This window comes from Blochmannia endosymbiont of Camponotus sp. (genome assembly GCF_023586365.1).
Classification (GTDB): domain Bacteria; phylum Pseudomonadota; class Gammaproteobacteria; order Enterobacterales; family Enterobacteriaceae; genus Blochmanniella.
The window spans coordinates 180502-192481 of the sequence record NZ_CP097759.1 but is presented as its reverse complement, the minus strand read 5'-3'; the positions used below and the strand labels follow the sequence as shown (position 1 = coordinate 192481).

The window sequence follows — 11980 nt, the reverse complement described above, 5'->3', positions numbered from 1 at the left end:
ATCGCCTACTTAATTATAAGAATATTAATTAATTTTTATTAATTATATAAATATGACATTTATTTCTATCACATATATACAATGATATCATTTTTAAGTGAAATTTCTATTCAAAACATTGATTATTTAATTTATAATTTTGTATATATTAATTAATTGTGTATAACAATAAAATAGAAAATACAAATATACTGTATGCACACAATACAAAATACGTTAATTTAAATTTTAAACATGCCGACATTTATTATATTAGGAATAATATTTCAAATATTTACATATAACAAAATCGCTTGGGGTAGCACAGTCAAAGAGCATATTAAACTCAACGTTAGTAGCAATATATTTCAAGATGATTTATATCAAAAAGAGATAAAATTGCACACTCACGACCATATACATCATACTCTTAATTTTTATCCCCAAACAACAAACAAACTGCGCGCTCATGCATATAATTATCGATCTCCATTTTCTTCTACTTACAAATCTAAAATTCAATTACAAAATGATTCAATCAATATGTTTCATTCGTTTTACACGCAGCGTAGCAAACACAAAACAAACTTATCTTTTATGCAATTAGGGATACACAATCTTTTATCAGAACAAATTTTTAATTTTGGAGGAGGAAAAAGACATCTAACTCACGACAAATACGCTATTGGATACAATACTTTTTATCATTGCCCTATTTCTAAACAAAGCAGTCAACCATATTCAATTAATGTTGGTGTAGAATGTTGGCTATATAATACATTATTCATGTTAAATAATTATTATAATTTAAACAACATCTTTGATCCTGAAACATCATCATATCAATGTAACACACATTATCCAAAAAGTGGTCATCAATTATATATACAAACTAAATTTCCACACTTCTTCGAAGTTACTGGAAAAATAAAATTGGAACAACTTATTTATGAAAAAAAATATAAAAAAATTTTCAATAAAAAAAATAATGACTATTATTTATCGTTAGATCTAAATTATCAACCCATTCCCATACTGGGTTTTAGCATAAATAATATTTTTGTAAACAAGCAATATAATAATACTATTTTCCGGGTATTAATAGATTACCAATTCGGTACTCCTATTATGGAACAAATTAATTATATGAATAACAAAAATAAATCAATACTGAATGACCTTGATGCTATAATACAACCGTTTATACCTACGTTCGTTCTACACGATTATATTTCCATTAACGATCATAATCACCTTCCATCCTCGCGATATACTCACAAAATAATAGGTTATCCCGGAGAAATTAAAACAATTAAAGTCGATGACAATAATGATCAATATATGCGATGGGATTGTGAATCATTGGAAAATCACGGAGGTAATATTGTTGCATTAACAAATAATACTTATGCGCTCTATTTCCCAAACTATCCTATTAAACAAGAAGACAATGTTTTTATTTCATATGTTACTAATAACGCAACACAAGGCCCTCAAGAACATAAAAAACAAAGCATACATATTGTGGTTATAAATTTTCCACAAAAAAAAATATTGAATACAAATACACGAAAAAATGATGCGTCTATTATTAACATTAATAATGATTCTGGAATTAACGTTACAGGAAATACAGCCGAACATACATTAATTCATCATAACGATAATCAGCATAGCATAAAGAACAATACATCAGTCTCACATGTCATTGCATCGCAGCCACAGCATGATATATGTAATACTCCAACAGAAAACGCTCAGAATACTACAATAGACGATGATCACGGCGAATTTTCAGCTCCCCCCCCTCCTCCCATGCCTGTTTCTTTTTTAGAAAAAGATTCATCGGCATTTATAGCGTCATCAACACTTAACGATACGTTGCTATTGAAACGATCTGTATCTCATGAGGGACGACAGACTCATTCTGAAAAAAATACAGATAATGAAGGAATACATGATGCATTTTTTAAATCAGCTGAAATTGAATTCAATCAAAGTGATGACTTATCGTATCGATTATTTACACATAGGCAATCTAAGTTTGCTTCAGTGGGCACTACAGAACATATAAATAAACTTGAAAATACCATAAGAGAACGAAAAAAAACTAAACACCTCAGTGATATGGAACAAATATTTGTCAAGCTAAATCTTGCGCAATCTTCATCATCTATCAGCGAAGATTGCGCTACAGACGATAGTAGTGATAGCTTTAATTCTACAAATAAAGAGCAGCAGTATCATTAAATACATTTACACTTTAAATTATTAAATTAATTATTTTTAAGAATGAAAAAATATAATCACTTGAATAAACATATTAAAATATCGTCAATATAGATATGAAATAGTTAACAATAATTTCAATTTAGTTTCATAGGATTATCATGAGTTCGATGTCGTATTCCTAACCAAGTAGGAGAAATATTAGTATCAATTCCAAATAAATTTAAAGCTCTTGCCACAGTGTAGCAAATAACGTCATCTATAGTTTTTGGATGGGTATAATATGCAGGAACAGGCGGCATAATTACCGCTCCAAATTCTGTTAATTTAACCATTGTACGTAAATGCCCCAAATGCAATGGAGTTTCTCTAATCATTAACACTAGTCTACGTTTTTCTTTCAACATTACGTCTGCAACACGGCCAATCAATGACGATGTCATTCCTGAGCTAATTTCTGACATAGTTCTAATGGAACATGGAGCAATTAACATACCTAAAGTGGGATATGATCCGCTAGCAACTGATGCTCCAATGTCCTGCGGAAAATGCACAACATCTGCTAATTCATATACAGCTTGTTTGTTCATCTTTAGTTCTTGTTGTAACGTAATCAAAGCATTTCTAGTAACAATAAGGTGAGATTCTATATTCATAGAACATTTTTTTAAAATAGTTAATGCACGGATCCCATAAATCCCACCAGATGCCCCTGATATTCCCACTACTAGACGTAATTGTTGCTGCATAATTATCTTTACACCCCCCCGTTAATACAAAAAAAATGCGTTTATTTTTTTTAATAATAATCACCATACATAACATTAAAAACATTTCTAATGTACTATGATGAATTAAATAATAATATATATTATATAATATTATTCAGAAATTTTAATACTCACATTATAAGGAGACATAATAATATCACGATTAATATAGTAATTAAAACAATCCTTAAATTACAGTCAAGTAATATATGCTTAATATAAATTATGATAAATCGCTTAAAATTCTCCTATATATTTATTTTAAATAGCAATTAAATTAATTCGTATTGTAGTTAATAAAAAATTCACCCCATGCAGCCATAATCCATTATGTATAAGTAGTATATTTATTTTTTTTAAATACAGCATTAACACGGCTTAATGATTCTGGAGTATCCACACTAATATTAAATACATCATCAATTACAGAAACATGTATTGTCTCTCCATGCCATAGTACTCGAAGCTGTTCAAGGTGTTCAAGCTGTTCCAGTGGACTTTTAGTCCATTTAACATAACGATGCAGGAACTTAGCTCGATATGCATAAATACCAATGTGACGTAATAGTGTCTTAGGGAATCTACTATCTAGATGATTTTCAAAATTTCCTGTATTCCATGGAATCATAGAACGAGAAAAATAAAGAGCATTGCTATTCATATTTATAACAACTTTGACTACATTCTCATCGCGTGCTTCTTTGAAAGAACTTAATGGTGTTGCTAACGTAGCCATTGAAATAGTACTATTCATTGAATACAAAATACTTGCTACTTGACGAATCATAATAGAAGAAAGCAAGGGTTCATCACCTTGAAGATGTACTATAATTTGATCATCTGAAAATTTATAATTAATAGCTACTTCTGCAAGACGCTCAGTACCTGACTGATGAGTGGATCGTGTTAAACATACTTCACCTGCGGATTGTTCTGATTCAATGACTCTCGCTATACAAGAACTATCTGTAGCAATAATTACTGTATTCGCTCCAGAATCTAAAGCATTTTCCATAACGCGAACAATCATAGGTTTACCATTAATATCTGCTAAAGCTTTCCCTGGAAAACGCGTCGAAAAAAATCGAATAGGTATAATTACTACAAAATTCATATTTTGCCTTCTTTTAATATAAAAGAACGAGCATCTTTTTTCAAAAGAACTGGGATCCCTTTTCTTATTGGAAAAGCCAAATTATCAACATTACAAATTAATTCTTTTTTTTCTAAATCGAAAAATAATTTTGAATGACATATAGGACACACAATGATCTTCAATAACTGATATTTCATAATAATATTACTAAATCGACTAAATGTTTAATTTATATATATTGCACATAACACAACTGTTATACATATCCTATAATTTAGGATGATAATTTTATCATTCAAATAATTTATTTTATTACATAAACACTATCACATACACAAACAACACTTAAAAATGTTATTTTTTATCTCTATCTACATAGGATATACAATTACTGTGAAAATACAATTACTATATATTGAATTTTGAATCCTTATAATATCTAATCTTATCTTCCACTGCACACAATAGATTATTCGTATCTATCTTATTTATTTTCACTTCTGTATACACATACCACCAATTATCGTGAGCAAAATCTACACATTTAATTGCATCTTTTTCTGTCATTAGTAATATCTCATCTTTTTTAGTGAGGGATGTTAACATTTTTTCAGAATACATATAATGATCAGAAAATGAAATTGATCTGATAGGAATGATACCATAACTTCGTAAGGTATCAAAAAATTGCGTAGGATACCCAATTCCTGCTATAGCTACAACTTTATTTAAAAAATAAAGAGGTCTACGCTCTCCCGTTAATATATTGACTACAGCGCTAGGACATAACTGCATTAACACTTCTCCAGATTGTATTCTTGATTCTGATCCATTTGCAATAATCGCTTGTACTGTATGAAGTCTGTTAATGCGCTCACGCATGGGCCCCGCTGGTAACCAACAACCATTTCCAAATCGGAGAGCACTATTAATTATTACCCATTCTATATCCCTAAAAAGCGCATAATGTTGTAATCCATCATCACTTATTATGATATCCAATTCTTGTATTCTCAATAATGCAGCGACTGCATCAGCGCGTTTTGGAGAAACAGCGACCGATACTCCAGTTCGTTTCCAAATTAACATGGGTTCATCGCCACATTCCTCACTATGGCTATTCATATTAATAATTATTGGATAATTATTCGATTTACCTTTATATCCTCTCGAAATTACTCCAACCTTCCAACCACGACCTTTCAACTGGTCTACTAACCATAATACCATCGGAGTTTTCCCATTCCCTCCAATTGTTAAATTACCTATAATTACTATTGGTACTGAAAATCGATATACTTTTCGCCATCCATATTGATAACTCATACGATTAAGCGTGCTGATTAAACCGTATAACCAAGAAAATGGCAATAAAAATAAATAAAAAAACGATGATTTAAACCAAATACGAGCAAACATCAGGAAGAAAATTGCAATTTATATAATTGAGCATAAATACCTTGGCGGTGTATCAACACCTTATGTATACCGCGTTCCATAATATAACCATTTTCAATTACCAATATTTCATCTGCATTTTCAACGGTAGATAAACGATGAGCTATAATCAAGGACGTTCTATTTTTTTTTAACGTATCAAGAGATTTGTGAATAATGTGCTCTGACGCAGAATCTAAAGCAGAAGTAGCTTCATCGAAAATCAAAATAGGACAATCTCGTAAAAAAGCACGTGCAATTGCAATACGTTGACGTTGGCCACTAGATAATAGTATCCCATTTTCCCCTATAATAGTATCTAATCCGTTTTTCATTTGAGAAATAAAATCCATAGCACATGCCATACGCGCTGCAGTTTCAATGGATTCTCTAGAATAAAAATTTCTGCGAGCGTACGCGATATTGTTTGCGATAGTATCATTAAATAAATGAACATTTTGAGATACCATAGCTATTTGATTACGCAACGAAGAAAGTTTATAATCATTTAAATTAAAACCATCAAGCAATATACGTCCTTTATCTATATCATAAAAACGAGTTAATAAATTTACGATAGTAGATTTTCCAGAACCAGATCGGCCTACCAGAGCAACAGTTTTTCCTGCTTCAATAGAAAAATTAATTTTAGAAAGTGATGGTGTGCTTTTTTCAGGATAAAAAAAAGTAACATCATCAAAAATAATATGCCCCTGTACTCTTGTAATGTCAAGTATGCCTTGATCTTTTTCTGTTTCTAAATCTAATATGGAAAATAAAGTTTGACAAGCTGCCATTCCGCGTTGAAATTGTGCGCTGACATTAGTCAAAGACTTTAATGGCTTCATCAAAACTATCATAGATGAAAAAATAACAGTAATAGTTCCAGCAGTAAGCCTTTCCATAACACTTGGAATACTAGCCGCATACAACACAAACGCTAATGCTAATGATGCAACGCATTGAATCAATGGATCAAAAATAGATGAAGTTTGCACCATCTTCATGCTTTGTTGTCTCATACGATTACTGACGCAATTAAATCTATCTTTTTCTGTGTGTTGTCCGCCAAATATTAATACTTCTTTATGTCCTTGCAGCATTTGTTCAGCGCTGCTGGTTAGTTGACCCATGGCGCTCTGCATCTTCTTACTGATTGTTCTAAATCTATAAGAAACCAGCTTAATAGTGATGGATACTATTGGCGCAATTAGCACTAAAATTAATGATAGTTGCCAACTATAATAAAACATCATTATACATAAACCAATAATAGATGCTCCTTCTCGAATAACAGTAACCAAAGCTCCAGAAGAAGAAGAAGCAACTTGATCGGAATCATAAGTAATTCTAGATACTAATGTGCCAGTGGATTGTTTTACAAAAAATGAAACAGGCATATTCATAATATGTTTAAACAATGCGCGTCTCATTTGCATTACTACTTTTCCAGATACCCATGATATGCAATAAGTAGACGCAAAACCACTAAAACCACGAATACCCATTAAACCCACTAAAACCAATGGCATCCACACGAACACATCTCTATTAGCTTTTCCAAAGCCATCATCAAGTAACGGTTTTAATAAAGCTAACATTAAAGCATCACTTGTTGCATTCAAAATTAGAGTAATAGAAGCAACAACTAATCCTACTCTAAAAGGGAAAATCATTGGCCAGAGACGACGAAAAGTTTGCCAAGTAGAAGAATGATTTTTATTGTACTGCAACATTTATGTTCCTGCAGTCATAATTTATTTCATACTAAACATGCGAATACATCGCAATCAACACACTACACAATATCGAATACTTCAAATACACTAATGTTCTTGAAAAATCTTACAACATAAATTGCATAAAAATACAAATTACTACATCCATATATAAATATTATTTTGAATATATATAAACATATTTCTAATCTATTTGTATATCTAATAGTCTGTGTGATTAAATATGACTTTCACGATGAAAAAGAATTTTAACGCTTATTCATATACATTAACAATTTTATTGTAAACTCTTAAAGCTTACCCTCAAGGCCAATGATACGACCAGCACTAACTTAAGAGAAATTGAATAAGTACAAACATTTACTTATTCATATTATTCTATTTTTAATATCAAATTAAATTTTTTATCGCTTTCACTAATAAACAACTCAAGTAACTTAGTTTAAAAATAAAATTTGCATAATTTAATCCTTGTTATCTACTCAATCAGTAACTTCATTATATCCTAAATACAGAATCCCTAATTATAACTACGATCAATTTAATTACCATGCATAACCATATTAAAATTATATATATATCGCATATATACTAAAATATTTACTCACTTATTTTATTTCCTATTACTTATAACTATCCCATTCTAACATATTAATAAATTTTATATATAAAAATTATTTAATAAAAATAATTACTCATTTTTAGTTGCCGCTTTAAATGCTTCAACCATGACACTAGAAAAATTCTTATCTTTCTCTTTGATATGATTATCAATAATGTTCGATTCTGGTTTTTGAATTGGATCGCATATATTACATGCAGATAAATTGATGATTCTATTTTTACGATCTACCCCATCTAACGTTGCCAATATGTCTTTACCTATGTGTAATGGCATATATGGTTTCTTATGAGTAGACTTATTATTTGATACAGCAGGAATAGATAAATAACCAATTACCATATTGTCATCCAATGTGACAATAGCTCCCCCTTTTTCATCTATAGAAAGAATCTTTCCAGACACCATACTTCCTTTTTTATGAACAGATAAATACACATTTAAAGGGTCTTCCGTTAATTGTTTTATACCCAAAGAAATACGTTCACGTTCTGCATCGACTTGCAGAACTACAGCAATTATTTCGTCGCCCTTTTTATACTTATTTACAGATTCTTCATTAGGTAAATACCAAGAAATATCAGAAAGATGCACCAAACCGTCAATCCCTCCTTCTAATCCTATAAAAATACCAAAATCGGTAATCGATTTTATCTTTCCCATAACCCGATCGCCTCGATTATACATATCTGAAAACTTCTGCCATGGATTAATTTTACATTGTTTTAATCCTAAAGAAATTCTTCGGCGCTCTTCATCAATATCTAATACCATTACTTCAACAGATTCTCCTACCGTCACTACTTTAGAAGGATGAATATTTTTATTAGTCCAATCCATCTCAGATACATGCACTAACCCTTCTATTCCATCCTCAATTTCAATAAAACACCCATAATCAGTTAAATTAGTAACTTTTCCTATCAATTTACTTCCTTCTTTATGGCGTTGAACAATAGCCGCCCATGGATCTTCGCCTAATTGCTTGAGACCTAAAGATACACGAATACGTTCTCGGTCAAATCTTAATACTTTAACAAAAATTTCATCTCCAACATTTACTATATCACTAGGATGTTTAACACGTTTCCATGCCATGTCAGTAATATGTAACAATCCATCTACGCCTCCTAAGTCGATAAAAGCGCCATAATCGGTTAAATTTTTAACTACCCCTTTAATTTCTATTCCTTCATGTAATTGATTTAATAATTGATCACGTTCAACACTATTTTCAGATTCAATCACGGCGCGACGCGACACTACAACATTGTTACGTTTATGATCCAATTTAATTACTTTAAATTCAAATGCTTGCCCTTCTAGAAATGAAGTGTCGCGTATTGGTTTAACATCTACCAAAGAACCAGGTAAAAAAGCGCGTACGCCATTTAGTTCAACAGTAAATCCTCCTTTTACCTTTCCATTAATAATCCCTGTAACAGTAGTCATATCTTGGTGTGCTTGTTCTAATGATACCCAAGATTCATAACGTTTAGCTTTTTCACGAGACAAAACAGTCTCTCCGAACCCATCTTCTACCGCATCCAATGTAACATCAACATAATCACCAATTGAAATCTCTAATTCTCCTTGAGCATTATAAAATTGCTCAATAGGAATAGAAGATTCTGATTTTAATCCTGCATCGACCAACACAATATCTTTAAAAATAGCAACAACAACTCCACGCACAATGGATCCAGGACAAGTTTCTATTTTTTTTAAAGATTCTTCAAATAGCTGAGCAAACGATTCTGTCATCTTTATAATCTTCAATGTTCAATTAACGTCCACCACATTCCATGTTTGATGGGGTTATAACAAATATATCATAACTATCCTTGATTATGCGTAGTATTATATAGTACTCTCGATGAGAATACTAGACTCTCTCTAATATACATAAGTACTTTAGATTTTACTTCTTCAGCAGATAAATGAGTAGAATCTAATATTAATGAATCAATCGAAGGAGTTAACGGTGCTGATTTTCGGTTGTAATCACGATCATCTCGTTCTCTTATTTGTGAGAATAAAAAGTTTAAATTAACATCAAAATTTTTTTTCTGCAACTGATGTAATCTACGGCGTTTTCTTTCCTTAAAAGAAGCATAAAGAAAAATTTTTAATTCCGCATTGGGAAATACTACCGTTCCCATATCCCGCCCATCAGCAATAAGTCCCGGACATTGACAAAATGTACGTTGATATGTCAATAAATTTTTACGTACCTGTGAAAAAGCAGCAATTTTAGATGCGTAATTTCCTATAGTTTCTGTATAAATATCTTTTCTAATTTCTTTACCATTACAGGATACAAAAAAGCTATTTTTTCTATTTATAAAACTTATCTGTATCTCTTCAGCAAGTACTGCTACTTTTTCTTCACGATTAATATCAATTTTGTTTTCTAAAGCTACTAATGCTAACACTCGGTAAATAACTCCCGAATCCAATAAATTCCATCCAAGAATTTTTGCCAATCTCCTAGATAAAGTCCCTTTCCCTACTCCACTTGGGCCATCAATAGTAATAACTGGAAATATATTGTTCACAATTATCCCCTTGTAGCGCACAACCTTCACTATATAATAATTATTTAATATTTTAATAAAATTTACTACTAATCATAAATTTCATATGTACGATTTAGATTATATATGAACACCACACTATATAGAATACTTATCGCAATACACTAATGCTAGATAATTGTGTAAAAAAATCTGGAAAAGTTTTATCAGTACACTTAGGATTATCAATCATAATAGAAACATCCGATAATGCCACCAAAGAAAAACACATCGCTATGCGATGATCATCGTAAGTATTAATATAAGCTGATTCTATTTTAACTGGAGGAGTAATTTGTAAATAATCACAACCTTCCACGATCTCCGCTCCTATTTTACGTAATTCAGTAGCCATTGCAGCTAGTCGATCGCTTTCTTTAACTCTCCAATTATAAATATTACGTAATATTGTAGGACCATTAATAGAAAATAATGCGGTAATAGCAAGAGTCATTGCTGCATCTGGAATATCATTAACATCTAAATCAACCGCATTCAGATCAGCCCCGCGAGTACACTCTATATAATTATCACCCCACGAAATCTTTGCTCCCATCCTTTCTAATATATTCGCAAAATAAACATCTCCTTGTTTACTACTACGACCGACCCCTATAACTCGAACAGTACCCCCTCGAATAGCTGATGCTGCTAAAAAATAAGAAGCACTCGAAGCATCTCCTTCTACTAAATAATCCCCAGGGGATTGATATCCCATATTTCCTTTACAATAAAAAACACGATAATTTTCATGTTGTATGTTGATTCCAAAAATTTTCATAAGAGACAAAGTCATATCAATATATGGTCTAGATACTAATACTCCGTCCACTTTAATAAGAGTATCTCTATAAGCTAATGGCGTCATCATAAGCACAGATGATAGAAATTGACTAGAAATACTCCCTTTAATAAAAATTTCGCCTCCATAATACCCTCCATACAATCGTATGGGAGGGTAACCATCACGTTCCATATACTTAATACGCGCTCCTCCTTGTCTTAAGGCATCTACTAAGTGTGCAATCGGCCTATCTTTCATACGAGGATGGCCAGTGAGCACGACATTTTGAGTCTTTACAGACAATGCCGCAATAAGAGGCCTCATAACAGTTCCGGCATTTCCCAAAGACAAAATTAGTTGATTGTTATTTTTGGATTGAAGCGGACCACCAACACCATTAATTTCGCAAGTTTTTCTATCATTTGAAAGACAATATGATACCCCTAGATTACGTAAAGCATCCAACATACAACGCACATCATCACTATCCAACAAATTAATTAACTGAGTAGTACCTGTAGCTTGAGCTGCTAATAACAATGCTCGATTTGATATACTTTTAGAACCAGGAAGATAAATGGTTCCCTGTATTTTTTTTATAGGAGATAATTTAATAAAATCATTCACTTTTCACCAACTTTTACATAAAAAATATTTAATTGTTGCAATTAACAGCCCATAATGCAGCATTTAAAATAATAACACGTGATTGTACTTAACGATTGAACACATGGACATAGCAAGCGAT

The 11980-nt window shown here is 31.4% G+C and carries 9 protein-coding genes; 1 reads left to right on the top strand and 8 read right to left on the bottom strand.

The window, feature by feature from the left end; all coding sequences use genetic code 11:
• The first annotated feature begins 234 nt into the window (after positions 1-234).
• Complete coding sequence (locus M9407_RS00775; protein WP_250237269.1) at positions 235-2229, top strand: inverse autotransporter beta domain-containing protein; 1995 nt, start codon at positions 235-237, stop codon at positions 2227-2229.
• A gap of 116 nt (positions 2230-2345) precedes the next feature.
• Here the strand turns inward: M9407_RS00775 and M9407_RS00770 are convergent, their stop codons facing one another.
• The 8 genes from M9407_RS00770 to aroA all read right to left on the bottom strand — a co-directional run bounded on the left by M9407_RS00770 (position 2346) and on the right by aroA (position 11859).
• Positions 2346-2957: a UbiX family flavin prenyltransferase gene (locus tag M9407_RS00770; RefSeq protein ID WP_250231005.1), complete on the bottom strand. Its 612-nt coding sequence runs from the start codon at positions 2955-2957 to the stop codon at positions 2346-2348.
• Positions 2958-3306: 349 nt separating this feature from the next.
• On the bottom strand, positions 3307-4092 hold the full coding sequence (gene kdsB / locus M9407_RS00765) for a 3-deoxy-manno-octulosonate cytidylyltransferase (protein ID WP_250237268.1): 786 nt from the start codon (positions 4090-4092) through the stop codon (positions 3307-3309).
• The gene (locus M9407_RS00760) at positions 4089-4271 is read right to left on the bottom strand and encodes a Trm112 family protein (RefSeq protein WP_250237267.1); all 183 of its coding nucleotides are present in this window, start codon (positions 4269-4271) and stop codon (positions 4089-4091) included. Before M9407_RS00760 ends, kdsB begins: the two co-directional genes overlap by 4 nt.
• A gap of 211 nt (positions 4272-4482) precedes the next feature.
• Positions 4483-5493 carry a tetraacyldisaccharide 4'-kinase gene (gene lpxK / locus M9407_RS00755; RefSeq protein ID WP_250237266.1) on the bottom strand — a complete coding sequence of 337 codons (1011 nt, stop codon included), beginning with the start codon at positions 5491-5493 and terminating at the stop codon, positions 4483-4485.
• Positions 5493-7247 carry a lipid A ABC transporter ATP-binding protein/permease MsbA gene (gene msbA, locus M9407_RS00750; RefSeq protein ID WP_250237265.1) on the bottom strand — a complete coding sequence of 585 codons (1755 nt, stop codon included), beginning with the start codon at positions 7245-7247 and terminating at the stop codon, positions 5493-5495. The genes lpxK and msbA overlap by 1 nt, the downstream gene beginning before the upstream one ends.
• 694 nt (positions 7248-7941) lie before the next feature.
• The gene (gene rpsA / locus M9407_RS00745; RefSeq protein ID WP_250237264.1) at positions 7942-9636 is read right to left on the bottom strand and encodes a 30S ribosomal protein S1; all 1695 of its coding nucleotides are present in this window, start codon (positions 9634-9636) and stop codon (positions 7942-7944) included.
• A 74-nt stretch (positions 9637-9710) separates the two neighbouring features.
• Positions 9711-10430, bottom strand: a complete 720-nt coding sequence (gene cmk / locus M9407_RS00740) for a (d)CMP kinase (protein ID WP_420022289.1) — start codon at positions 10428-10430, stop codon at positions 9711-9713.
• Between the two features lie 130 nt (positions 10431-10560).
• Entirely contained in the window at positions 10561-11859 is a 1299-nt protein-coding gene (gene aroA, locus M9407_RS00735; protein ID WP_250237263.1) for a 3-phosphoshikimate 1-carboxyvinyltransferase, read from the bottom strand.
• Between the last annotated feature and the right edge of the window lie 121 nt (positions 11860-11980).